This window comes from Granulicella sp. L46, assembly GCF_009765785.1.
In the GTDB taxonomy this organism is placed as follows: domain Bacteria; phylum Acidobacteriota; class Terriglobia; order Terriglobales; family Acidobacteriaceae; genus Granulicella.
Genome location: NZ_LMUT01000009.1, coordinates 52,171 through 76,387, shown reverse-complemented (window position 1 = coordinate 76,387; position 24,217 = coordinate 52,171). Strand labels below are relative to the sequence as shown.

22 protein-coding genes, 1 other RNA gene and 1 pseudogene are annotated in these 24,217 nt (G+C 60.8%); 15 read left to right on the top strand and 9 right to left on the bottom strand.

The window, feature by feature from the left end:
• Positions 1-37: 37 nt before the first annotated feature.
• Positions 38-1,000: an ACP S-malonyltransferase gene (fabD, locus tag GSQ80_RS06975; protein WP_158786935.1), complete on the bottom strand. Its 963-nt coding sequence runs from the start codon at positions 998-1,000 to the stop codon at positions 38-40.
• Between the two features lie 80 nt (positions 1,001-1,080).
• Here fabD and GSQ80_RS23730 point away from each other — a divergent pair, with 80 nt between their 5' ends.
• The 3 genes from GSQ80_RS23730 to GSQ80_RS06960 are packed head-to-tail and all read left to right on the top strand — an operon-like array spanning position 1,081 to position 2,236.
• Entirely contained in the window at positions 1,081-1,401 is a 321-nt protein-coding gene (locus tag GSQ80_RS23730) for a helix-turn-helix transcriptional regulator (protein ID WP_305794643.1), read from the top strand.
• On the top strand, positions 1,398-1,847 hold the full coding sequence (locus GSQ80_RS06965) for an SRPBCC domain-containing protein (protein ID WP_254059496.1): 450 nt from the start codon (positions 1,398-1,400) through the stop codon (positions 1,845-1,847). The genes GSQ80_RS23730 and GSQ80_RS06965 overlap by 4 nt, the downstream gene beginning before the upstream one ends.
• 8 nt (positions 1,848-1,855) lie before the next feature.
• On the top strand, positions 1,856-2,236 hold the full coding sequence (locus GSQ80_RS06960) for a DoxX family protein (RefSeq protein ID WP_158786933.1): 381 nt from the start codon (positions 1,856-1,858) through the stop codon (positions 2,234-2,236).
• A gap of 82 nt (positions 2,237-2,318) precedes the next feature.
• Here the strand turns inward: GSQ80_RS06960 and GSQ80_RS06955 are convergent, their stop codons facing one another.
• Positions 2,319-3,572 carry a hypothetical protein gene (locus GSQ80_RS06955; protein WP_158786932.1) on the bottom strand — a complete coding sequence of 418 codons (1,254 nt, stop codon included), beginning with the start codon at positions 3,570-3,572 and terminating at the stop codon, positions 2,319-2,321.
• Between the two features lie 176 nt (positions 3,573-3,748).
• Here GSQ80_RS06955 and GSQ80_RS06950 point away from each other — a divergent pair, with 176 nt between their 5' ends.
• The 10 genes from GSQ80_RS06950 to GSQ80_RS06905 all read left to right on the top strand — a co-directional run bounded on the left by GSQ80_RS06950 (position 3,749) and on the right by GSQ80_RS06905 (position 14,282).
• The gene (locus GSQ80_RS06950; protein ID WP_158786931.1) at positions 3,749-5,311 is read left to right on the top strand and encodes a UbiA family prenyltransferase; all 1,563 of its coding nucleotides are present in this window, start codon (positions 3,749-3,751) and stop codon (positions 5,309-5,311) included.
• A gap of 53 nt (positions 5,312-5,364) precedes the next feature.
• Positions 5,365-6,477 carry a phenylalanine--tRNA ligase subunit alpha gene (gene pheS, locus GSQ80_RS06945; RefSeq protein ID WP_158786930.1) on the top strand — a complete coding sequence of 371 codons (1,113 nt, stop codon included), beginning with the start codon at positions 5,365-5,367 and terminating at the stop codon, positions 6,475-6,477.
• Positions 6,474-8,558, top strand: a complete 2,085-nt coding sequence (gene pheT, locus GSQ80_RS06940) for a phenylalanine--tRNA ligase subunit beta (RefSeq protein WP_158786929.1) — start codon at positions 6,474-6,476, stop codon at positions 8,556-8,558. The genes pheS and pheT overlap by 4 nt, the downstream gene beginning before the upstream one ends.
• Positions 8,559-8,721: 163 nt before the next feature.
• Positions 8,722-9,030, top strand: a complete 309-nt coding sequence (locus GSQ80_RS06935; RefSeq protein WP_158786928.1) for a hypothetical protein — start codon at positions 8,722-8,724, stop codon at positions 9,028-9,030.
• Between the two features lie 64 nt (positions 9,031-9,094).
• Positions 9,095-9,484, top strand: a complete 390-nt coding sequence (locus GSQ80_RS06930) for a cell division protein ZapA (protein ID WP_158786927.1) — start codon at positions 9,095-9,097, stop codon at positions 9,482-9,484.
• A gap of 138 nt (positions 9,485-9,622) precedes the next feature.
• Positions 9,623-10,729 (top strand): redoxin family protein, encoded by a 1,107-nt coding sequence (locus GSQ80_RS06925; protein ID WP_254059495.1) that lies wholly within the window; start codon positions 9,623-9,625, stop codon positions 10,727-10,729.
• A gap of 75 nt (positions 10,730-10,804) precedes the next feature.
• A non-coding RNA gene (gene ssrS / locus GSQ80_RS06920) (6S RNA) lies at positions 10,805-10,993 on the top strand.
• Positions 10,994-11,070: 77 nt separating this feature from the next.
• Positions 11,071-11,835 (top strand): prolipoprotein diacylglyceryl transferase, encoded by a 765-nt coding sequence (locus tag GSQ80_RS06915; protein WP_158786926.1) that lies wholly within the window; start codon positions 11,071-11,073, stop codon positions 11,833-11,835.
• Positions 11,836-13,194, top strand: coding sequence for an RluA family pseudouridine synthase (locus GSQ80_RS06910; protein WP_158786925.1), 1,359 nt, complete (start codon positions 11,836-11,838; stop codon positions 13,192-13,194).
• Positions 13,195-13,238: 44 nt separating this feature from the next.
• Positions 13,239-14,282: a VWA domain-containing protein gene (locus tag GSQ80_RS06905; protein WP_254059494.1), complete on the top strand. Its 1,044-nt coding sequence runs from the start codon at positions 13,239-13,241 to the stop codon at positions 14,280-14,282.
• 119 nt (positions 14,283-14,401) lie between these two features.
• Here GSQ80_RS06905 and GSQ80_RS06900 read toward each other — a convergent pair whose 3' ends face one another.
• Positions 14,402-15,121, bottom strand: coding sequence for a hypothetical protein (locus GSQ80_RS06900; protein WP_158786924.1), 720 nt, complete (start codon positions 15,119-15,121; stop codon positions 14,402-14,404).
• Positions 15,122-15,311: 190 nt separating this feature from the next.
• Between GSQ80_RS06900 and GSQ80_RS06895 the strand changes: the two genes are divergently transcribed.
• The gene (locus GSQ80_RS06895; protein ID WP_158786923.1) at positions 15,312-15,872 is read left to right on the top strand and encodes a hypothetical protein; all 561 of its coding nucleotides are present in this window, start codon (positions 15,312-15,314) and stop codon (positions 15,870-15,872) included.
• 33 nt (positions 15,873-15,905) lie between these two features.
• Here GSQ80_RS06895 and add read toward each other — a convergent pair whose 3' ends face one another.
• The 4 genes and pseudogenes from add to GSQ80_RS06875 form a co-directional block, all read right to left on the bottom strand.
• Positions 15,906-16,949, bottom strand: a complete 1,044-nt coding sequence (gene add, locus GSQ80_RS06890; protein ID WP_158786922.1) for an adenosine deaminase — start codon at positions 16,947-16,949, stop codon at positions 15,906-15,908.
• Between the two features lie 9 nt (positions 16,950-16,958).
• Positions 16,959-17,548, bottom strand: a pseudogene (locus GSQ80_RS06885) (YqjF family protein).
• Between the two features lie 350 nt (positions 17,549-17,898).
• Entirely contained in the window at positions 17,899-18,381 is a 483-nt protein-coding gene (locus tag GSQ80_RS06880) for a dual specificity protein phosphatase family protein (RefSeq protein ID WP_158786921.1), read from the bottom strand.
• A gap of 4 nt (positions 18,382-18,385) precedes the next feature.
• Positions 18,386-19,936, bottom strand: coding sequence for an amino acid permease (locus GSQ80_RS06875; protein WP_371315696.1), 1,551 nt, complete (start codon positions 19,934-19,936; stop codon positions 18,386-18,388).
• A gap of 177 nt (positions 19,937-20,113) precedes the next feature.
• On the opposite strand from GSQ80_RS06875, the gene GSQ80_RS06870 reads away from it, so the two are divergent.
• Positions 20,114-20,797, top strand: coding sequence for a PadR family transcriptional regulator (locus GSQ80_RS06870; RefSeq protein ID WP_216850176.1), 684 nt, complete (start codon positions 20,114-20,116; stop codon positions 20,795-20,797).
• Positions 20,798-20,995: 198 nt separating this feature from the next.
• Here GSQ80_RS06870 and GSQ80_RS22890 read toward each other — a convergent pair whose 3' ends face one another.
• Positions 20,996-21,151 (bottom strand): hypothetical protein, encoded by a 156-nt coding sequence (locus GSQ80_RS22890; protein ID WP_174241317.1) that lies wholly within the window; start codon positions 21,149-21,151, stop codon positions 20,996-20,998.
• A 132-nt stretch (positions 21,152-21,283) separates the two neighbouring features.
• Complete coding sequence (locus GSQ80_RS06865; RefSeq protein ID WP_158787336.1) at positions 21,284-24,157, bottom strand: ATP-dependent helicase; 2,874 nt, start codon at positions 24,155-24,157, stop codon at positions 21,284-21,286.
• Positions 24,158-24,217 lie beyond the last annotated feature (60 nt).

The following is a 24,217-nucleotide window of genomic DNA, read 5'->3' as shown; positions in this document are numbered from 1 at the left end:
TGGTCCGACGGCTAAATGAGCTTCTTCTGCGCGCTCATCAGGTGGTGAGGGCGGCTAGCGTTTTTTCCAGGCTGGCGGGGTCTTCTATGTTGGTGGTGTTTAGGGTGCGGTCGATTTGGCGGTTTAGGCCTGAGAGGACTTTGCCGGGGCCTACTTCTATGTAGTTTGTGACGTTGCTTAGCTGGAGTTGGTTGATGCATTCGACCCAGCGGACGGTGCCCGTGACCTGGCGGATGAGGGTGTCGCGGATGGTGTCGGGTTGTAGGTGGAACTGAGCGTCGATGTTGCTGGCGACGGGGAAGCGCGCTGGCTGGAAGGTGACGGACTCGAGTTGGTGCTCGAGTTGGTGTTGGGCGGGCATCATGAGCGGGCTGTGGAAGGGGCCGCTGACGGGGAGCATGACGGCGCGTTTGGCACCGAGTTCCTTGCAGAGCTCGGCTACGCGGGCTACGGCGGCTGCGGAGCCCGAGATGACGGTCTGGTCGGGGGAGTTGAGGTTGGCGGTGGTGACGACTTCGGGGGCGCGCTCGGCGGAGACGGCGGTGCAGGCGGCTTCGATGTCGGCGAGATTGAGGCCGAGGATTGCGGCCATGGCGCCTTGGCCGGCGGGGACGGCGGCCTGCATGAACTGGCCGCGGGCGCGGACGGTGCGGACGGCGTCGGCGAAGGAGAAGGTTTGGGCGGCGACATGGGCGGAGTACTCGCCGAGGGAGTGGCCGGCGGCGTAGGCGATGGTGAGGTTGCGTGCTTCGAGTTCGGGTTGGAGGACGCGGAGGGCGGCGATGGAGACGGTGAGGATGGCGGGCTGGGTGTTTTCGGTGAGCTTGAGGGTGTCTTCGGGGCCGTTGAAGATGATGTCGGATAGGGAGAAGCCGAGGGTGTCGTCGGCTTCCTGGAAGACGGCGCGGGCTTCGGGGTTGGCGTCGTAGAAGGCGCGGCCCATGCCTACGGATTGGGAGCCCTGGCCGGGGAAGAGTAGGGCGATGGTGGGTGTGCTCATCGGAATAGTTTAGCTAGTTTGGGGAGGGGGATTTTAAGGTTGACAATTCATAACCGTTTGGTTATGGTTTTGGCATGTCGATGGCTGCTGCTAATTCGGTGTTTCGGGCTCTGGCGGATCCTACGCGTCGGGCGCTGTTTGAGCGACTGACTCGGGATGGGGAGTTGACGGTGCATGCGTTGACTGCGAGGGCGGGGGTGTCGCAGCCGGCGGTGTCGAAACATCTGACGGTGCTGAAGCGGGCGCGGCTGGTGAATCAACGGCGGGCGGGGCGGGAGATACATTACAGCGCGCAGCCGAAGTCGTTGGCGCCGCTGGTGGACTGGATGGCGTTTTATGGGGTGTTCTGGAGAGAGAAGTTCAGCAAGTTGGAAGATGTTTTGGAGAGGATGGAGCCATGAGTGAACTCAAGAGCGAAGTCGTGATGGATGCAGGTTCGGGGACGCGGTCTGTGGTGGTTGAGAAAGAGTTTGCTCATCCGCCACAGAAGGTTTGGCGGGCGCTGACGGAGAGCGATCTGATTGGGCAGTGGCTGATGGAGAACGACTTTCAGCTGGAGGTTGGGCGGCGGTTTCAGCTGCGGTCGCATGCGGTGCCGGGATGGGATGGTGTGATTGATTGTGAGGTGTTGGTGGCGGAGCCGTATGAGCGGCTGTCGTATAGCTGGGGCACGATGGGGATGCAGAACGCGGTGGCGTGGACGCTGACGCCGACGGCCGGTGGGACGTTGCTGCGGATGGAGCAGTCGGGCTTCCGCGAGGACCAGGAGGCGAACTACAAGGGTGCGATGTATGGCTGGCGGAAGTTCGTTGGGCAGTTGGAACGCGTGGTCGACGAGATTCGATAGGAGGCGTTATGAAGACGAGAGAGATTGGGTACTGGGTGTGCACGATTCTTGTTGTTTTCTTTATGCTGCCGGGTGGAATTTTCTACTTGATGCGTGCGCCGGCGGCGGTCGAGGGGATGCGGCAGCTGGGGTTCCCGCTGTACGTTGTGATTCTTCTTGGGGTTTGGAAGGTGCTGGGATCGATTGCGCTGGTTGTCCCGGGCTTCGCGCTACTGAAGGAGTGGGCGTATGCCGGGATCTTCTTCGATCTGACGGGGGCGGTGGTGGCGAATGCGGCTCACGGGGCGGCGTGGTGGCATGTGGCGGCGCCGCTGGTGATCATCGCGATTCTGTATGGGTCGTGGGCGCTGCGGCCGGCTAGCCGTCGGGTGGTTCCGGTTTCGGGTTAGTCGAAGAATAGAAGCAACAGCAAAGCCTCTGGCGCAAAGGGCGCGAAGTTGGCTACGTTTCGCGACGGGATTTTAAGTCGTGCTATTCGATCGGGGTGGTGAGGAGGGTTTGCTGGGGTGGGGCGGTGGTGAGGGTGTAGAGAGCGAATTGGCGGGTGGTTTGGGAGCGGAGTTCGAAGAGGATGGAGGCGCGGCCGGTGGCGTCGGGGTCTACGGCGTCGATGGGACGGAGCCAGGGAGTGCGGTCGAGGTGAGTCGCGTCGGTGATGGAGAGGAGGGTTAGGTGGAGTTCGGCGGAGGATGCGTTGGGTTGGGCGATGAGGGTTAGGTAGATGGGGCCGTTCGTGGTTAGGGGGAGTTCGGCGGTGAGGATGTAGGTTGGGGTGGTGGCGTCGGTGAGGGTGTAGGCGAGGAGTTGGGGGTTGATGAGGGTAGGGGTGGTGGTCGTGGCTGCGAATACAGGGGTCTCTCCACTACGGCCTGCGGCCTCCGGTCGAGATGACGGATCAGTGGGCGCGGGGGTTAGGTGGTTGAAGGCTATGTAGTGGGTTAGTTGCGGGAGGGCTAGAGCTTCGAGGGTGTGGCGGGTTTGGTCGCGGATGGATCGAGAGGGCCAGGTGTAGGCGAAGGTTTCGGGGGCGCGGTTGGCCGCATCTGAGACGGCTGCCACCTGGTGGAGATCGGGCGGTAGGGTAGTTAGTTCCGGGACGGTCGCAGAGGCGGCGGGCGGCCCGGATTGAAGGGTGGGACGACCAGGGTCGTCGAGGATGGGCGTTGTGGGTGGGGTTACGTAGGCTTGTTGCTTGGGTTGTTTCTTTTTGTGGTTGGAAGGTGCGGGAGGGGCGGTGCCGGCTTCGGCTTCGGTGGGGAAGGTAGGGGGAGTGGCGGGAGGTTTTGTGGAGGTGGCGGCTGTTGCTTCGGTGGGAGAGAGGAAGTTTCCGTATGCGGCCCACGCGGGTGCTGAGGTGGTCGGGTTGGTGTGGGCGGATTCGATGTTGAGGGCTCCAATGGTTTCCACCCCGGCGGGCAAAGAACGCCTGTCGGGGACCCCGGTTTGGCCGGCGCGTTGGAGGAGGTAGAGGGTGCCGGGTTGGAGGGCGAAGGGGATCGGTTGGGCGAGATAGAGGCCTGCGTCTTCGAGATGGGCGTTGATGAAGAGGGAGACGGGGAGGAGGCGTGCGGCGGTGGGGTGGGCGAGGTCGCCGGTCCACTCGTAGACGGCTATGGCGCGGGTGACCTGGGTGGTGGAGGAGGGATGGTCGGTTTGGGCGTGGAGGGGCGGGAGCCGGAGTGTGGCGATGAGGAGCAGGCCGCCGATGAAGGGCCGGAGATGCATGCTTGCGATGTTAGTCGAGGTGGATGCGAGGAATTTAATGGGAATTGCGGTGACTACGATATGTTGAATGTCCGGGGTGGCACTCGCACGGACGGTATAGTGACGAGATAATAGACCTAACGCGCTCTCCATGGATTGGTGATGAAGCAAATTGAGAGGGAGAGGCGAAGCTGACGATGAATGGTGCTGACCGAGTCGTAGAGCCGAGCACGATTTCTGCCGGAGAGGCTGCGTCCGCGGCGAACGCGGAGACCCTGCAGGGACCAGCACCTTTGCTGCGTGCTGGGGTGGCGCTTTGCGTGGACCTGGATGGCACGCTGGTGAAGTCGGATACGCTGCTGGATACGGTGCTGGTGGTGGCGCGGCAGCGGCCGGTGGAGTTGGTGCATATCCCGGGATGGATTGCGCAGGGGCGGGCGGCGTTCAAGCGGCATTTGACGAAGTTAGTGGCGTTGGATGTGGAGTCTCTGCCGTATAACCGGCCGCTGCTGGAGTACCTGCGAGAACAGTATGGCGAGGGGCGGGAGATTTATTTGGCGACGGCCGCTGATCGCGAATTAGCGGAGCGGATTGCTGCGTACCTGGGGATCTTTGCGGGCGTGTTGGCTTCCGATGGGGCGTTGAATCTGGCGGGCGGGAACAAGCTGGCGGCGTTTCGCGCGAAGTTTGGGGATAATTTCTGCTACATCGGGAATGCGCGACCGGATGTGGAGTTGCTGGCGGCATGCGTGTCGCCGATGGTGGCGAACCCGGACCGCGCGCTGCTTGCGGGAATGAAGCGCTCGGGTACGGTGGCGGCGGCGCGGTTTGATGATCGCGGGCCGGTGCTGCGGAGCTGGCTGAAGGCGATTCGGCTGCATCAGTGGGCGAAGAATGCGCTGCTGTTTGTGCCGCTGCTGCTGGCGCACCAGTGGCATCTGCGGACGTTTGGCGGGGCGATTACGGCGTTTTTCAGCTTTGGGATGTGCGCGTCTGCTACGTACATCATTAATGACCTGCTGGATTTGGAGGCGGATCGACGGCATCCGAGGAAGCGGCGTAGACCGTTTGCGGCGGGGGATTTGTCGGCGATTGCTGGAGTGGTGGTGGTGGGTTTGCTGATGCTGGGCGCGCTCGTGCTGGCGCTGGCGCTGCCGCACGTGTTCAACGCGCTGCCGGGGACGGCGGTGCTGGCTAGTCCTTACAGCTTTTTGGGATGGCTGGCGCTTTATACGGCGGTGACGCTTTCGTACTCGCTGTATTTGAAACGAAAGCTGCTGCTGGATGTGTTTGTGCTGAGCGGCTTGTATACGGTGCGGATTATGGCGGGGAGCGCGGCGACGGGGATTCCGATGTCGCCGTGGCTGGCAGGGTTTGGTGTGTTCTTTTTCCTATCGCTGGCATTTGTGAAACGGTTCAGCGAGCTGGAGGGTCTGCGGGAACGCGGTGGGTCGGTGAGCAATGGGCGCGGCTATTTTGTGAGCGATCTGGAGCAACTGCGGGCGCTGGGAACAGGCGCGATGTATGCGGCGGTTGTCGTGTTGTCCATCTATATCAATAACCCGGAGACGAACTTTCTTTATGCGCATCCGGTGCGGTTGTGGGTGGTGGTGCCTGTGCTGCTGCTGTGGTTGAGCCAGGTGTGGATGTTGGCTAGCCGCGGAGAGATGCATGATGATCCGGTGGTGTTTGCGATTACGGATAAGCGGAGTTTGTTGCTAGGCGTGCTGATGGCGGCCGTGATTTTGTGGGCGCTTTAGGTGGTTGGCTTAGGGTAAGGCGGCGCGGTCATTTATCCTGAAGCTTCGACATCATGAGTGCAGCGATTCCAGAACTGAAGCAGTTTGATGAGGCGGAGCTTGACCGCGTGTTTGCGGAGCTCGAGGCCGAGGTGTCCGCGCAGGCGCGCGCGCTGACTAGCGATGAGGCGATGGAGGCGTTCCGGCTGGAGTGGCTGGGACGCAAGCAGGGACGGCTGGGGCAGTTGAGTGCCGCGTGGCTGAAGTCTGCGCCGGTTGAGGCGAAGAAGTTGTTGGGCGTACGGTTCAACAAGTTGAAGGCGCAGATTGAAGAGGCGCGGGCGTCTACTGCTGCAACGGAGGCGAGGCCTGTTGGCGCGGGGCTGGATGTGACTCTGCCGGGGTCGGCGCAGAGGGTCGGGTCGGAGCATCCGCTGGTGAAGACGATGGCGGAGATCGTTAGCGTGTTTCAGCGGATGGGGTATTCGGTTGGGTTGGGGCCGGAGGTGGAGACGGATTTTTATAACTTCGAGGCGCTGAACTTTCCGCCGAATCATCCGGCGCGGGATACGCAGGACACGCTGGTGGTGGCGGGGCAGGAGGGGAAGCCGCTACGCGAGCGGCTGCTGATGCGGACGCATACGTCGCCGGTGCAGATACGGTCGATGCTGGAGCAGGCGCCGCCGCTGCGGCTGGTGATTCCGGGGAAGGTGCATCGGAATGATGCGGCGGATGCGACGCACTCGCCGGTGTTTCACCAGGTGGAGGGGTTGTGCGTCGATACGAATATTACGTTCAGTGATTTGAAGGGCACGCTGGATTTTGCGATGAAGGCGTTCTTCGGGTCGGCGGTGAAGACGCGATTTTTCCCGAGCTTCTTTCCGTTCACGGAACCTAGCGCGGACGTGCAGATCTCGTGCATTTTCTGCGGGGGCAAAGGGTGTAGGAAGTGCAAACACTCGGGATGGATTGAGCTGCTGGGATGCGGGATGGTGGATCCTGCGGTGTTCGAGTCCGTGAACCAGCGACGGGTGGAGATGGGGCGCGAGCCGGTGTATGACACGAAGAAGATTAGCGGGTTTGCGTTTGGGATGGGCGTGGATAGGATCGCGATGATGAAGTATGGGATCAGCGATATCGGGCTGTTGTACTCGGGTGATATGAGGTTTCTGGAGCAGTTTGCGTGAATATTTTGACGAAGTGGCTGCGGTCGTATTTGCCTGAGCTTCCGGTGGATGATCGGCAGTTGGCGGAAGATTTGACGTTGCGCGGGATTGCTGTCGAGGGGGAGTTCGACGCGGCGTGCGGCGGGCGTTTGTATGAGATGGACATCACGACCAATCGCGTGGATGCGATGAATCATTATGGTGTCGCGCGGGAGGCTGCTGCGATTTATAACGTGGCGCTGAAGCCGTTGGATGCGGGTGCTGCGGTTATGGAGACGAAGCCGGGCGAGGGATTTCCGGTTCGGATTGAGGCGAAAGATTTGTGTGGGCGGTTTACGGCGCGGGTGATTCGCGGCGTAACGGTGGGGGCGAGCTCGGGGTTGATTGCGGAGTATTTTGCGGCGCTGGGGCAGAAGCAGATTTCGGCTCCTGTGGATGTGACGAACTTTGGGTGGATGGCGATGGGGCAGCCTACGCATGTGTTCGATCTGGACAAAATTGTTGGCGGGATTGTGGTGCGGCGGGCGCGGGCGGGCGAGAAGCTAATGCTGCTCGATGGCACGGAGAAGACGCTGGCCGCGGAAGATTTGGTGGTGGCCGATGAGGAGAAGGCGCTGGGGTTGGCGGGCGTGATGGGTGGATGGGATTCGCGGGTGACGGAGGGGACGAAGAACATTTTGGTAGAGGCGGCTTGGTTCGATCAGGCGGCGATTCGTGCGAGCTCGCGTCGGCATGGACTGCATACGGATGCTAGCCATCGGTTTGAGCGGGGTGCGGATTTTAATGCGGCGCCGATTGGCAACAACCTTGTCACGCGGCTGGTGGTGGAGCAGAGCGGTGGCGAGGTGGTGGGGCCGCTGGTGGATGTTGTGGTTCCGGAGATTGCGGCGAAGACTGCAGAACGCAAGGCGATTTCGTTGAAGGTTAGCGAGGTGCGGCGGCATCTTGGTGCGACGGTAGATGGGTTGGGCGTTGGGGAGGATGTGGTTGCGCGGTATCTGAGTGCGCTCGGGTGCGAGATGACGCAGACGGGTGTCGGTGAGTATGCGGTGAAGCTGCCTAGCTGGCGGCTGGATCTGGAGCGCGAGATTGATTTGATCGAAGAGGTCGCGCGCGTGTACGGGTACAACCGGTTTGCGGACACGTTGCCGAGCTTTGCGGGCGCGGTCGTCGAGTTGCCGCATGTCGAGCAGGAAGCGACGATTCGCGAAACGCTGCGGGCGCTGGGATTTACGGAGGCGGTGTCGAGTACGTTTGTGTCGGCGGAAGAGGCTGAAGAGTTTGGTGGGGGTGGGGTCGCGATTGGGAATCCGCTGAGTGCGGAGGCGGGGATGCTGCGGCCGTCGCTGGCGCCGGGGATGGCGACGATGCTGGCGCTGAATCTGCATCGCGATGTGAGTAGCGTGCGGCTGTTTGAGATGGGGACTGTGTTTGGTGGGTCGACGATTGAGGTGAAGGAGCGCGTGGGGCTGGCGCTGGGTGCTACGGGTGGGGCTGTCGCTACTGCGTTGTATAAGGCTGAGGACGCGCTGTTTTATGAAGTCAAGGGTGCGATTGAGGCGCTGCTGGCGAAGTTTGTTGGTGCGGTAACGTTTGAAGTTGGTGAGCTGCCGGCTTGGATTGCGGAGGGGCGTGGGGCGCGGGTGTTGCTGGCGGGAGAAGCGGTTGGAGTATTTGGGGAGTTGAGTGCGGCAGAGTTGCAGGCGAGGAAGTTGCGGCAGCCTTGCGTGATTGCGTCGATGGATGGGCAGAGGCTGTTTGAGGCGGTGCTGCGGCAGCCGGTGTCGCGAGAGTTGTCGCGTTTCCAGGCGGTGGAGAGAGATTTTTCGTTTGTGTTTCCGGATGCGGTGACGTGGGCGGTGATTGATGCGGCGCTGCATGGTGTTGGTGCGGGGCTGGAACGCGATGAGTTGCGCAGTGTGCGGCCGGTCGAGATCTTTCGCGATGCGAAGGGGAAGGCGGTTGCTGCGGGATCGTATTCGATGCTGCTGCGGGTGGTGTTTCAGTCGAATGAGCGAACGCTTACCGAAGAAGAGATCGCGCGGTGGACGGAGTGGGTGGTGGCAGAACTCACGGGGTTGGGTGGTACGCAGAGGGTGTAAGAGGCTCGCTGGGGGCGTGAGCGCGAAGCACAGTGATCGATAAGCGTGCAAGGAATAAAAGGGAATTCAGGAAGGTACCCCTGCGGTACACACACATAATTCCTCGGGTTAGCGTCCTATACTTCGAGGTGAAGGGCAAGGTTTTGCCTCGAAGGAGTTGTATATGGGATCCGCAAGTATCAGTGTCGATGAGTTCCAGGCGCTGGAGCAGAAGGTGCTTCAGACAGTCGAGCTGATCAAGAGAGAGCGTGAGGCGAGAGCTGCTGCCGAGGCAGAAACGGCTGCAGTGAAGACGGAGTTGGCGGCACGCAAGGAAGAGCTTGAGTCGAGGGGCCAGGAGATTGTTGCTTTGCGGCAGGAGCTGGCGGCTTCGGGTGATGCGAATGCCGAAGTGAAGACCTTGCAGCGCGAGCGCGAGGCGGTTCGGCTTCGGGTTGAGAAGATGCTGGCGAGCATTGATGAAATTGTGTAGCCGGAGGATGTAGCGTGCGTGGATTCGAAGATGCGCGTACGTGGGCGGAACAGTAGGAGTTGCAATGGTAGAGACACAACCAAGAACGGCGGCGGAGATCTCGCGAGCTCAAGTTGAGGCGCGCTACATGGACTCCGTTGTGGTCGATATCTATGATCAGATTTACCAGCTGCGGGGCGTGAAACCGGAGTATATCGAACGGTTGGCTGAGGTCGTGGACTTGAAGATGCGCGCGGTTTCGGCGCATGGATCAACGGTGGATTCGCTGCGCGTGGCGGTGCTGGCGGCGTTGAATCTTGCGGATGAGCTGGTGACGTTGCGGGCGAGGTATGAGGCGCTGATTGGGGCAGCGGAGGCACACCGTCAGGCAGCGGCGCAGAGCATGGTGCGGTCGCGGGCAGGCTCGTTGATGGGGATGCTGGACGAGGTGCTCGAGAACCGCAAGGCAGGCTGAGGGAGCGCAGACTGCGGGTGTTTCTGAGGCGTGGTGGCGCGACTCTGAAAGCCCATTGAAGAAAACCCCTTGATCCGGGAAGCTTCCTGCTGGATGATGGAATCCACACGCACCTAAGGTTTTCGCTGGGAGGATTCCATGTTCATCAAGACAGGCGCTCTTGCGGCTGCGGTTGTGCTGCTGACGTTCGCCGCAACGATGGCGACTGCGCAAGGGACAGACGCGAAGGCTGCTGCGGCTGATGATTATCACACCAATCCAAAGTTTCTTGCTGCGGTGAAGGAAGCGAAGGAGCTGGAACGGCAGACGCAGCCGATGTTTGCGGCCGATGCTTACAAAAAGGCGAACAAGATTGCTGGTGGGCAATGTGTCGAATGCATGGCGGCGGTCTACAAGCTGCAGATGAAGCAGGGTAGCTACAAGGATGCGATCGGTACGGCGATGGAGGTGGGAGCGGTGGGGACCACGCCGCTGGTGAAGTCGGTGGCGGAGTACGACCGCGGGCGCGCACTGATCGCGAGGGATGGGGACAAGCCGAAGCCGGAGCAGTTGGAAGAGGCGCTCGCGGCATTTCAGCAGGCAGTGAAACTTTACCCGCAGAACGTGGCGGCAATGTACGAAGTGGGCGAAGTGCAGGCGCAGCTGGGCAGGATGGATGAGGCGCGCAAGCAGTTTCAGTTGTGCCTGAGCAACATGAAGCCGGGGGATACGGCGTGGCTGCGCATCAAGCATTTTGCGGATGATCCGGAGTTGGCGACGCACAAGATGGCTCCGCCGTTCGAAGTGACGGCGATGGATGGAACGAAGTTCAACCTGGATAGCATGGGTGGACGGGTGGTGCTGATCGACTTCTGGGCGACGTGGTGTGGGCCGTGCAACCGGGAGTTGCCGCACATGAAAAAGATCGCGAAAGAGTTTGCGAATGATCCGCTGGTGATTATCAGTGTGAGCTGGGATAGCGACGAGGCGAAGTGGAAGGACTTCGTCGCAAAGAATGAGATGACGTGGGTGCAGTATCGCGATACAGACCACTCGCTGAGTACTGAATTTGGAATTAATGCTATCCCGCATTACTTCACGATTGATTCGGATGGGGTGTTGACGGCGGAGATGCTGGGGGAGGATCAGGACGTGGAGGGTAAGTTGAAGAAGCTGATTGCAAAGGCGCGGGCGGCGAAGGTGCAGGCTGCGGAGGTGCGTGGACCGGCGAGTACGGTGGAGGGGGCTGGGGGCTCAGGGAATTAGGTGGGGAGGGGCGAGTTGCGGAATCTTTGGTGGGGTTGCGGAATCTTCGCCGGGCGGATAGCATCCAAGGCAGAGACCGGCCTGCAAAGCAGGTACGGGGAATACCGCAGGTTGAACCAATACTCATTGAACAGGGTCCTGACTCGTATAAATGGCTCGGTGTGCTAGGTCCGCCAGTCCGGAAAGCCTAAAGAGCCACGGTCAGGGCCCACCGCTTATAGGCGGGTTCACCTGCGCCTCGCCGTACGGCCCAGCGGGTCGGTCTTTTTTAGTACAGGGGATAGGGATTAGGGGATAGAGGATCGGGTGGGGTGGTGGGTCGCTCCGCGTATGCTCGATAGGTGAGCGTTTTCTTTCAGACGGTGACGATGATGGTCCCGCGCGTGTTGCGGGTGGGGCCTTTGCGCGTGCCGATGTACGGGGTTTGTGCGGCGGTTGGGTTGATTGCTGCGCTTTGGTTGAGTCTGAAGACGGCACGGATGGTGGGGCTGGCGTCCGAGCAGCTTTGGGATGCGGGATTGTTTTCGGTTATGGCTGCGTTTGTGGCGTCGCGGCTGCTGTTGATTGCGGGGGACGTGCATGGGTTCTTGCGTCTGCCGGTGGTGATGCTGGCGCTGCCTTCGTTTACGGTCGGCGGGATGGTGCTTTCGGCTGTGGGGGTGGTGGCGTATCTGCGATGGAAGCGGCTGCCGTTGCTGAAGGTTGCGGACGCCTGGGCGCCTTGCGCGGCGGTGTTGGCGGCGATGCTTAGCCTGGGAAGATTTTTCGAAGGTACAGAGGTGGGGATGCCGACGAGGCTGCCGTGGGGGACGGTGATGCCGGGGGGCGATGGGTCGGTGCGCCTGCATCCGGTGGCGATCTATGGGGCGATTGCGTCGGTGGCGCTGGTGGTGGTGCTGATGGGTTTGCTGAGGCGGCGAATGCGGGATGGGATGGTGGTGGCGATTGCGTTGGTTGTGGGGGGAGCGGCTAGTTTTCTGCTCGACATGGTTTCGCAGCCGGTGGAGATGACAGGGAATGCGTGGCTTGATCCGCAGCAGTGGTTGGCGGTGGGAGCGATGTTGGTTGGTGGGTTGATGCTTACGTTTTTGAAGGAGACTGCATAGATGCCATCGCAGAATATGTTGCCGAAGGGGAAGAGACGCCAGAGCGTGAAGCAGGAGTATCGGGCTGCACGGACGGTGGCGCAGGAGCGGGAGGCGGCTCTGCGCGAGGCGGGGAAAGATGTGGAGTCGCTGGGGCCGGCGCTGTATGACACAGCGGACTTTACGCCGCACGTGTCCCCATTTGCGGGGCGGCCGGGTTTGGTGACCAGTGGGCCGAATGGAGGCAAGCATCCGCAGGAGGAGGCGGATATGTCGGTGCGGCGGTACGGGGTGCCGAGGCTTTATGTCGAGCCGGAGGTTGAGCGAGAGATCACCGTGCTGGATGACCTGGAGGCTGAGGATGGCGTGCGCAGCTTTGCGGCGGAAGCAGCCGCTGCGGGGATGAGGCTGGATGCTTATTTGGCGAAGGCGATTCCTGAGATCAGTAGAGCTCGGGTGGTGCTGTTGATCGACGGGGGGCAGGTTACTGTCGAGGGCAAGCCGGGGAAGGCGAAGCAGAAGCTGAAGGGTGGCGAGTGGATTGAGATCGAGGGCGATCCGAAGCCGGCGCCGCTGAATGCTACGCCCGAAGATATTCCGCTGACGATTGTGTATGAGGATGAGGACCTGGCGGTGGTGGATAAGCCGGCGGGGATGATGGTGCATGCGGGGTCGGGTGCGGCAGAGCATAACAAGGGAACGCTGGTGAATGCGCTGCTGTGGCACTTTGGCGCGGGAGACAAGCTGAGCTCGGTGGGTGGGGCTTTGAGGCCGGGGATTGTGCATCGGCTGGATAAGCAGACGAGTGGGTTGATTGTGGTTGCCAAGAATGACGTGACGCATCGCGCGCTGGGCGAGATGTTCTCCGAGCGGCAGTTGCGCAAGACATACCTGGCGTTGGTGCATGGCGAGGTGAAGGGTGAGGAAGGGACGATCCAGTTGCCGATCAGCCGCGACCTTATGCGGCGCATCCGGATGACGACCAAGCGAGCAGGTGGGCGCAGTGCGGTGTCGCACTGGAAGGTGTTGGAGCGGGTAAAAGGACCGTATGGGAAGTTCACGCTGCTGGAGGTGAGGATTGAGACGGGGCGGACGCACCAGATCCGCGTGCACATGCAGGCGATCGGGCATCCGGTGGTGGGTGATTTTCTGTATGGGGCGCCGCACCGGATTCGGCGGGTGGAAGGCGCGGGAGCTGGCGGGAAGGGTCGTGCGGCGATGGGGGATGACGAGGAGAGCCTGTCGTTAGAGCGGAATTTTCTGCATGCGGCGGCGCTGGAGTTTGGGCATCCGCGGACAGGAAAGGCCTTGTCGCTGGCGGCGGAACTTCCGGAGGAGTTAGGGGTATTGCTGGAGCAGCTTCGCGGTGTAGAAGCGTAATCCGGGAGCGGGCGCAGGAGGCGTCCAATTGGTACGATGGAAGTATGAATCTTTCTAGAATTGTGCGATGGGCGGGCATGCTGCTCGGTGCTGCCACGATCGCGCTGGCCGCCGGTGCACAAAGCCCGCAGCCGCAACAAACCCAGACTCCGACCACTCAGCCCTCGACGACGAACCAGCAGAACACGGCGACACCTGCGCAGCAGACTCCGGAGGCGCAGCAGCCTGAGCAAGAGCCGCCTCAGGCGACTGAGACGTTGCAATTGTTTTCGCGCGAAGTGGATCTCTTCTTTGCGGTTACGGACAAGCACGGAAACTTTGTGAATGGGCTGCAGCAGCAGAACTTCGGGCTGCTGGATGATGGACGTCCGCCAGAGCGCATTATTCGTTTTGTGCAGCAGACGAATCTGCCATTGCGCGTGGGCATCATGATTGACACGTCGAGCTCGATTCGGCAGCGCTTCGCGTATGAACAGCAGGCGGCGATCGATTTTCTGTTGCAGGTGATGCATCCGGTGGATCGGGCATTTGTCGAGGGCTTCGATGTGCAGACCGACATTGAGCAGGATTACACCAACCGCGTCGATCTGCTGGATAGCGGGATCAGCCGGCTGCGGCCGGGCGGTGGAACGGCGCTGTACGACTCGCTGTACAAGACGTGCCGCGACCAGATGCTGACATTGAAGCAGTCGGCGGATGTACGAAAGATGATGGTGCTGGTCTCCGATGGCGATGATGATTACAGCCGCGCGACCGAAGACGACGCGATCAAGATGTGCCAGCGTGCGGAGACGATTGTCTACACGATCAGCACGAATACCGGGCCCAGCCGGGACAAGGGCGATGACGTGCTGTTGCGGATTTCGGATGCGACGGGCGGACGTGCGTTCTTTCCGGTGCGTATGGAAGACGTTTCGGAAGGCTTCATGAATATTGAGGCTGAGTTACGCAGCCAGTATTCGCTGGTTTACGTTCCTGCGGGATTTAAGCAGGATGGATCGTTCCGGACCATTTATTTGCAGAGTCTAGATCCTCGCTACGTGGTGCGCGCCAAGAAGGGTTACTTCGCGCCCAGGCCGCCGGAATAATAAGTGCGAAAGCATAAAACAGCAGATCCTCCGGCTAGCCACCCCAGTGAGCCAAGATCGCTCGCCGGGGACCCGGTGCGGCGAAGGATGACAAATCTGCGGCAGGAACGATTTCGCGTCTAGGGGTTTTTGGCGACGTTGCGGATGGGTACCGCGGGGTCGAAGACGAAGGACGTCGCGTTGAAGAAGATGGACGTGCAGTGAGGCAGAAGGATGCCGGGGGCGTTGCCGTAGAAGTCGACCCGGCTGAAACCGCGATCCTTGAAGCCTTCGTAGAAGCCGTAGCCCTCGGCGTTGTCGCAGATGATGATGCCGTTGGGGGCTACGTATTTACTGGCGATGTCGAATAGGTCGCCGCGGGTGAGGCCGTCGATGATGACTACGTCGTATTGCTGGTGGGGCTTGGTGGCCAGCATGTTTGAGACGTGGAAGGCGTCTTGCTTTCCGTTTTCGCGGGGAACGAGGTTGAGGTCGACGTTGGGGGGCATGCCGCTCTTGATGCGGTCGTGCCAGGCACGGTCGGCCTCGAAGGTTACGACGCTGGCGGCGTGCGCGGCCCACCATAACGTTGACTGGCCGCCGCCGAATTCCAAGACGGTTTTGCCGGCGTAGTTGCGATCCTTGAGGAAGTCGATGGCGGGGTAGGTGTACCAGGGGAGGGGGTCACCGTGGCGGGTGACGGCGGCCATTTTGAGGCTGCTGCGGAAGTGACCGGTTCTGTAGCTGTAGGTGATTGGGGTGAGGACGGCAGTCACGACATTTCGCACTGGATTGGTAAGCCAGCTGGGGAACAACTTCTTTATAGGAGCGAACGTGTTGTGAATCAATGACTCTGCCAACTGGGACCACCTCTAGGGTTGAGGGTAATTGCAATAGAGCTGACCAGCAACCAGAGCAGACTGAGAACCGGAAGGAGCGCGCTGACGGTGGTGTTCGATGCATCGTAACTACATCAAGGGAGGAGGCCAATTTGTCCGGGGGGCGCAACTTTCTCGGGCCGAGGTGGTTTAATTCTGAAGCGAGGTGCTTATGAAGAAGTGTGCGTTGGGTTTCCTGTCTGCTGTCATGCTGTTTGTTCCGCTGTTTGGGGTTGCGCAGGAACCGGCTGGCGTCCGCGAAGCGCTGAGGAATCTGACGTCAGAGCGGACGAACCACACTTCGTTTACGTTCGACCATGACATGCTGGAGTCGGCCACGGGATTTCTGAACGACGGCGAAGGACCTCCGATGCAGTTGAATAGCATTACGGTGGAGAACTATCGGTATCATGAGCCGGCTTTTTATATTCCTGAGAACATGCATGCGCTGGTGGACTCCTTCAATGCGGCGGGTTGGAAGCACCTGGTGGATCGGAACGTGTCGCCGCGGGAGGCCACCACGCCGCAGAAGCCGCTCACGGATCTTTGGCTGCACTTCACTGGGGCCGATATCGACAATGTGCTGGTGTTGATTCGGGGAACGCGGCAGATGAGTGTGATCCAGGTTTCAGGGCAGTTGCGGCCGCTGGATTTGGTTCATCTGAGTGGGCACTTTGGGATTCCGAAGGTGGATCCGAATGCGGTGATGGTGCCGGCGCCTCCGGGGAAGTAGGGCAGGGGATAGAGTGTAGAGCGTAGGGGAAGGCTACAAGGCGTAGCGCTCTACTTCGGCGAGGAGGGTGAGTTTGCGTTCGGGGGGGAGGAAGCTGGCTTCGATTGAGTTGGCGGCTAGTTCGCGGAGCTGGTCGAGAGGGAACTCGAAGGTGCGGTGGGCCAGGAGATATTCGTCGAGGAGATTGGCTCCGAAGAAGGGTGGGTCGTCGGAGTTGAGCGTGACCATGAGGCCTTCTTCGAAGTAGCGACGGACGGGGTGGTCTTCCAGCGAAGGACAACAACCGGTGCGGAGGTTGCTGGTGATGTTGAGCTCGAGGGGGATTTGGCGGTCGACGAGGACTTCGATGAGATCGGGGTCGTCCTGTGCGGAGAGGGCGTGGCCGATGCGCTCGGCGCCGATGTTGACGGCGGCCCAGATGCTTTGCGGGCCGGTGTTTTCGCCGGCGTGGCAGGTGAGGCGGAGGCCGGCGGCCTTGGCTTGCTGATACAGCTCGCGGAATTCGTGGGCGGGGCCGAGGAGCTCGTTGCCTCCAATGCCGATGCCGACGATGCTGGGGTAGAGGTGTTGGAGGTCGGCGGCCTTGCGAAAGACGCGGGCGCAGGCTTCGACGCCGAAGTGGCGGACGGCATCGATGATCCAGAGGAGAGAGATGTTGAAGTCGGCCTCGGCGCGGGTGCGGCCACGTTCGATCGCGGTGATGACCAGGTCGACGTCGAGACGGTCCTGCCAGTAAAGGATGCCGATGGAGATGTAGACTTCGGCGTGGCGAACGCCCTGCTGAGCGAGGTCGCGGAGCATGTTGTAGGTGATGAGCTCGTAGTCGGCGGGGGTGTGGAGGCGGGTGGTGACGGCTTTGAAGCAGAGTAGGAAGCTGGGGAAGTCGTGGTAGGAGTAGACGCCGCGAGCTTCGGCGAGGGTGAGTGGCGTGGGGTCGTTGCGCTTGGAGAGCTCGACTAGTGTTTCGGGGGTGATGGAGCCTTCGAGGTGGAGGTGGAGCTCGGCTTTGGGAAGGCCGCGCAGCCAGGTTTCTGGGTCGGGCTGGTCGGACTTTGAGATCTGTCGGGCACGTGCCATTTGAATAGTTTATGCGCTCAGGCGAGAACCGGAGTGAACGCTGACGGCGGAACCTTCCGCGAGTAGGACGCTGGAGACCCATTGGTCGGTCAGGAAGGCGAAGGATTGGCCATAGAGCAGGCCGAAGTCGACGGCGATCTCGTAGCTGCGGGGCTTGTAAGTCTGCCAGCTTGGGTGTTCGACCTGGTAGGCGGAGGTGGTGCCGTCGCTGCGTTTGGTGTAGCCCCAGTAGTGCTCGGTGATGAAGTCTTCTTCGCTGTTAGCGAGGATGTGATGGGGTATAGGGGCGGCTTCTACGGAGAGGCTGTGCGAGCGACCACCTAGATCCCAGCCGTAGCCGACGGTGAGGGATTCGGAGGAGAGACGGATGCGATGGCGCGGCGGGGGACGAATTCGCGGATGAAGACGACTCCGCGTTTGTAGGTGCCGTCGGGTTCTGTGCGGCGGACGTAGAAGCGGAGGTTTATTTCTTCGAAGCGGGTGTGGAAGGGAATGGGGAGGCCTTTTAGGCGTACGCGGTCGAAGAGGAACGCTACGAGGGAGACGTAGCAGCGGCCTTCATAGAGGTCGAGTTCCACGCCCTTTGGAAGATAGGGCATCAAAAGCTTCGGCTTCACGTCATATTGGGCCATGATCAGCTTGCGCCATTCGGCCGTGAGGAAGGTGGACACTGTCTGGAGGATACGCGCGGCTAGGAGCAGACAGCAGATTCCCAGAGGGAATGACAGAAAGAACAGCAAGGGCAAGAACGGGAGAAAGCGGGTTCCTCGCTGTGCTCGGAATGACAATTTCTTTCAGAAATTGTCGAAGAAAGGCAAGAACAAATACAGGGATCCTTCGCTTCGCTCTAGGATGACGGCGTAAAACGAGCAACAGAAGAAGCAGATTCCCAGAGGGAATGACAGAAAGAACGGCAAAGGCCTTGGGTACAGCGCCGATGGAGATTGCTCTAGGGCTCGAGGGGGAGGTTCTCTACCCAGCGGAGTTGTTCGGGGGTGTCGGGGACGAGCGCGTTGCGGGCCTGGGTGATGCGGCGGAAGGCGTCGTCGGTGGAGAGGCCTTCGCGGCGTAGGAGGGCGGCGAGTAGGAGGGAGGATCGGCCAATACCCGCGCGGCAGTGGGCTACGATGCTTCGTCCCTGGAGGAGATCGTAATGCAGGGTGTCGATGAACTTGAGGAAGGCTTCGGTGGATTCGGGGATGTCGCGGTCGGGGATGGGGAAGCTGCGGAACTTGATGCCGTGGCCATCGCAGGCGGCGCGCTCGTGCTCGAGGCCGAGGTCGAATTCTTCGTCGGGGGTTAGGAGAGAGACGACGACGTCGGCGCCTTCGCGCTTGAGGTTGCGGATTTCGTTTTCAAGATGCTTTCCGCCGTTCGGCTTTGGCATGATCGCAAGCTTCGCCGAAATGCCGGTTTCAATCCAGTACGCCATGAGATTAGTTCTTGTAAAACTCGCTGCGCTTGCGGCTGTAGAAGTAGTAGACGAAGAGGCCGATGACGAGCCAGACGAAGAAGCGGATCCAGGTGACGGCGGGAAGGCCGGCCATCAATAGGATGCAGAAGACCGTGCTGAGAATCGGGATGACCGGGCCGAAGGGGACGCGGAAGCCGCGATGGCGGGTGGGATCTTTGTAGCGCAGGACGATGACGCCGATGGAGACCAGGACGAAGGCGAAGAGCGTGCCGATGTTGGACATTTCGGCGAAGGAGCCTACGTCGAATACGCCTGCGGGGATGGCGACGAGGATGCCGGCGAACCAGGTGGCGAAGGCGGGGGTGCGGAATTTTGGATGGAGTTTGGAGAAGGCGTCGGGGAGGAGTCGGTCGCGGGACATGGCGAACCAAACGCGGGCCTGGCCTAGCTGGAAGACGAGGATGGAGCTGATCATGCCGACGAGAGCGCCGATGAGGACGAAGAGTCGGACGAAATGGAGCCTGTGGCCGCCGGGTGTCAAAGACACGCGCTTGAGGGCGTTGACGACTGGGGCGGCGTCGCCGGCGATGGACTGCCAGGGCACCATGCCGGTGAGGACTACGGCTACTCCGATGTAGAGGATGGTGCAGACGATGAGCGTGGCGATGATACCGATGGGGACGTCGCGCTTGGGGTTTTTACACTCTTCGGAGGCGGTGGATACGGAGTCGAAGCCGATGTAGGTGAAGAAGATGATGGAGCCGCCGGCGAGGACTCCGGTGAATCCGTTCGGCGAGAAAGGATGGTAGTTGGAGGTGTGGATGAAGCTGAGGCCGAAGGAGATGAAGAGCAGGATGGCCGCGATCTTGACCAGCACCATGATGTTGTTGGTGCGGGCGGATTCGCGGATGCCGCGGACGAGAACTACGGTGAGGAGGAGAACTACGGCGAAGGCGGGGAAGTCGAAACCGGCGTGCCAGCCGGGGAGGAAGATGTCTTTGCCGGCGAGGTCCTGAAGGCCGAGGGGCAGGTAGGCGGGGGAGAGCCATTTGGGGGAGAGGTGGATGCCGAGCCAGTCGAGGAGGTCGACGATGTGGGCGGCGAAGCCTACGGAGACGCTCATGTTGGAGAAGGCGTATTCGAGGATGAGGTCCCAGCCGATGATCCAGGCGATGAGCTCGCCGAGGGTGGCGTAGGTGTAGGTGTAGGCGGAGCCGGCGATGGGAATCATGCTCGCGAGCTCGGCGTAACAGAGGCCGGTGAGGCCGCAGACTAAAGCGACGAGGACCAGTGAGAGGGCGAGAGCGGGACCCGCGCCCGGGCGTCCAGCGACGGCGCCGAGATGGCCGTGGAGAGCGCCGAGGATTAGATCGATGATGGGGGACTTGGCCCAGGAGACGGTCTGCGAGGGATTGCCGCCGATGGCTGTGCCGATAACCGTGAAAATGCCGGAGCCGATGACGGCGCCGATGCCGAGAGCGGTGAGAGAGACGGGGCCGAGGGATTTTTTGAGGGCGTGTTCGGGGCGCTCGGAGTCGGAGATGAGCTTGTCGATGGACTTGGTAGCGAAAATTTGTCGGGCCAGGGCTCAGTCCTCGTCAGCGTGATGCGTTGAATTGAGTTGATTGTAACTGGTGGGTGAAATTGCGCAGGCGATGAGCGGCGCGGCTCTGGAAAGTGGCTAAGATATATTTTCTAGTTGACAAAAGATATATCTCAAGATATATCTTTATAGGTAAGGAGAAACATTATGAATACAAGACATTTTGAAATGCATGAACGTTGGGAGCGGGTCTTCGGACGCCGCGAGAGGGGTGAAGCGGAGAGACGCGAGTATGCGCGGCCTGGCTGTGAAGGTCGTGGACGCGGTGGACCGGAGCACGGATTTGGCGGGCGCGGTCGCGGCGGATTCGGCGGTCGTGGAGGATTTGGCGGACCGCGCGGCGAAGGTTTTGAGCGTGGCTTTGGTCGCGGGCGCGAACGGATGTTCGAGGCCGGCGATATCAAGCTGGTGATTTTGAAACTGCTGTCCGAAGAGCCGAGCTACGGGTACCAACTGATCAAGACGATGGAACAGCGGCTGGGCGGCGGGTATACGCCTAGCGCTGGTGTGATCTATCCGACGCTTACGTTGCTCGAAGAAGAGGGGCTGGCTGCAGCGTCGGAGCAGAGCGGTAAGAAGGTTTATTCGGTGACGGCGGAAGGAACTGCGTTTCTCGAAGCCAACAAGGAGCGTGTGAGCGAGTTGTTTGCGCGCCTGGAGGAGACGGGGCGCGGGTTTGAACGCGGTCGCTCGCCGGAGATCATGAAGGCCTTTGGCAATCTGCGGGGCGCGGTGATTGCGCGAGTGACGCGCGGGAACGTGACGCCGGAACAAATCCAGCAGATTACCGATGCCATCGACGCCGCTGCTAAGGCGATTGACGAGCTCTGAGCTTCAGGGCTTGTTGACTCGCGCAGTGGTGGCGGGATCAATAAAGAAAGAACAACGGCGAGCGGAGTGAATCCGCTCGCCGTTTTGGCTGAAATTCTCAATCTTCTTGGTGTCTGAAATTTCCAAACGGTTTTGGCTGTCTGAAATTCCGAAACCGCTTTGGTTGTCTGAAATTTCGAAACCGCCTTGTTTGTCTTTCTATCGCTTGGATTGGCCGCGTGATGCTTTCTTGATCTTGGCCTTGTTCTCGCCGCGAGCTCCGGTGCGGGGAGCCTTGGGAGCGGCCTTCTTGCGGGCGGCGCGCTTGACCTTCTTGCGCTCGATTTTGTCGGTGATGGTGGAGGTGTTTGCCATGATGTCTCTTTTCTATAAGTGTGTGGTGGCGATGAAGTCTTTCGCGGCCAAGAGAGAGAAAATCTCAGGGGCTAAAGCCCTACATTCTCTCGCGCCTAAATGTCAGGGCCAAAGCCCTGACCTATCCAGAGGCTAGAGTCGCTCGAGCTGGGCGAACTTCTCGACCAGCTTCTTCATGCCGTGACTACTAAATTGTACGGTAAGCTTGGCATCTTCGCCGTCTCCTTCGCGAGCGAAGATGATGCCTTCGCCGTATTTGGGGTGGCGGACGCGGGCTCCTTTGCCTAGGCCGGTGCGGCCGGTGGGTGCGGGAATGTCCATGCGGGGACGGCCTTTGAAGTTGAGAGGGCCCTTGGTGAGGGCACCGCCCTGGCCGAAGAAGGCTGCGGTGTTGTCCAGCGGGCCGGAGCCGCCGGCCGGGCGGCGCTGGCCGAAGCGCTGCGAGGCATAGGACTTTGCGCCGCTGCTGGTGATGTCTTGGGATTCGTCTTCGTAGGAGTAGTGGCGCTCGGTACCGAAGTCGTCGTCGCCTGCGGGGCGCTTGTTGCGCTGCGGGTACGGTGTGGAGTAGGAGCTGCCGTAGCTGGCGGGCGACATGTCTTCGATGAGCTTGGAGGGGACTTCTTCGAGGAAGCGCGAGGGCATGGAGGACTCGGGGCTGTCGTTGCCGTAGCGGCGGCGATAGCGTGCGCGCGTCATGATGAGAGTGTCCATGGCGCGGGTCATGCCGACGTAGCAGAGGCGGCGCTCCTCTTCCATTTGCGTGGGATCCTGGAGGGTGCGCGAGTGGGGGAAGAGGCCTTCTTCCATGCCGGCGAGGAAGACGAGCGGGAACTCGAGGCCCTTGGCGGCGTGCAGGGTCATGAGCGTGACGCGGGCTTCGGCGGAGTAAGAGTCCGCATCGGAGACGAGGGCTGCGTGATCGAGGAACTCTGCGAGGGTTTCTCCGCGGCTGGTGGCGTCCTGGGCTGCGTTGGCTAGTTCTTTGAGGTTCTCGATGCGGGAGAAGGATTCGGGGGTGGCTTCGTCTTCGAGGGCGCGGATATAGCCGGAACGGTCGTTGAGGAACTTGATGAGTTCGGGGAGGGTGGCGGGGTCGCCGGGTTTTCTAAATGCGCGGGCGTCGGCTTCGTTGGCGGTTTCGTGATCGCCGGCCTGGGCTGCGACGATGCGGTCAAGGCGTTCGCGCGTTGCGGCGCTGGCGCTTTGCTTGAGGGGGATTGGGGCGAAGGGATTGATGCTGGCTGTGTCGGCAACAGCTTCGTCGAGGGTGGCGTTCTCGGGGGCGATGGTGCTGATTTCTTCGGTGGGGCCGAAGTCGAAGTCGAAGTTGAAGCTGGTGTCGAAGGTTGCGTTCGCGTCGTTGGCTGCGATGGAGAGCGGTGTTTGCTCGTCTGCCTGCTCTTCTGTGGCGAAGCCGAAGTCGAAGTCTGCGGCGTCGCTGTCGAGAGAAGATCCATCGGCTGCATCGGCATCGCTAAATGCAGGGGTCTCTCCACTGCGGCCTTCGGCCTCCGGTCGAGATGACAGATTTGTGGGGGGTATGTCGGTGGCGAGGTGCGAGGCGAAGTCGGGGCCGAGCATGGCGCGGGCGTCTTCTATTAGCTTGCGGAAGTTGCTGAGAGCGGCGAGGGCGCGGGCGGGGAGAAGCTTTTCTTCTACGGCGCGATTGATCGCGTCCCAGGAGCTCATGCCGGTGGTGAGGGCGATGCGCTCGAGGGTGTCCATGGTGGTTTTGCCGATGCCGCGGGGGGGAGAGTTGACGACGCGGCCGAGGGCGATGGAGTCGTGCGGATTCTGGACGAGCTTGAGATAGCTGAGGATGTCTTTGACTTCGGCGCGGTCGTAGAAGCTGAAGCCGCCGACCATGTGGTACTGGATCTGATAACGGCGGAGAGCTTCTTCTACGAGACGCGACTGCGAGTTGGTGCGATAGAGAACGGCGCAGCGTGGGGTTTCGACGGGGTTGTCGGTGCCGGCGGCGGCTTCGCGAAAATATTTGGCGATGCGGTCGGCGATGAAGAGGGCTTCGTTCTCGCCGTCGGGAGCTTCGTAGTAGCCGATGAGAGAGCCGCCTTCGCGGGTGGTGAAGAGGTTTTTGCCTTTGCGCTGGGTATTCTGCGCGACGACTGCGGAGGCGCCTTCGAGGATGAATTGCGTAGAGCGGTAGTTTTGTTCGAGGCGGATGGTGCGAGCGTTGGGAAAATCTTTTTCGAAGTCGAGGATGTTCTTGATGTCTGCGCCGCGCCAGGAGTAGATGGACTGGTCTTCGTCGCCTACAACGCAAACGTTGCCGTGTTTGCCGAGCAGCTTCATGAGCTCGTATTGGGGGCGGTTGGTGTCCTGGTACTCGTCGATGAGGAGGTACTTGTAGCGGCGGTTGTAACGCTCGCGAACTTCGGCGGAGGATTTGAGGAGACGGACGGTTTCCAGCAGGAGGTCGTCGAAGTCGAGGGCGTTGGCCTTGTCGAGTTCCTCTTTGTAGATCTTAAAGATGTGAGCGATCTTTTCTTCCATGGGATTCGTGGAGGCGAGGAAATATTCCTGGGGATCGATCATGTGGTTCTTTGCCCAGGAGATTCGGCCGAGGGCTACGCGGGGCTTGAGAGTTTTGTCGTCGAGCGACAGGCGCTTGAGGGCTTGCTTGACTACGGCTTGCTGATCGGTCTCGTCGTAGATGGCGAAGGTGCGAGTAAGGCCTTTGTTGCCGATGCGGAGGGCTTCGATATCGCGGCGCAGGACACGAACGCAGAAGCTGTGGAAGGTGGCGATGGTGGGTTGGGCGAGGGTGGAGTGGCCGAGGATTTTTTCGACGCGCTCTCCCATTTCTTTGGCGGCCTTGTTGGTGAAGGTGACGGCGAGGATGGAATCGGGGGAGACGCCTCGCTCTTCAATGAGATAGGCGATGCGATGGGTGATGACGCGGGTCTTGCCGCTGCCGGCGCCGGCGAGGAGAAGCACGGGGCCGTCGACGGCGAGGATTCCCTCACGCTGCTGTGGGTTCATGTTGGCGAGGAGATCGGGCACAACATCTATTTTATCTAGTTGGGGGGCCGACCGTTTTGC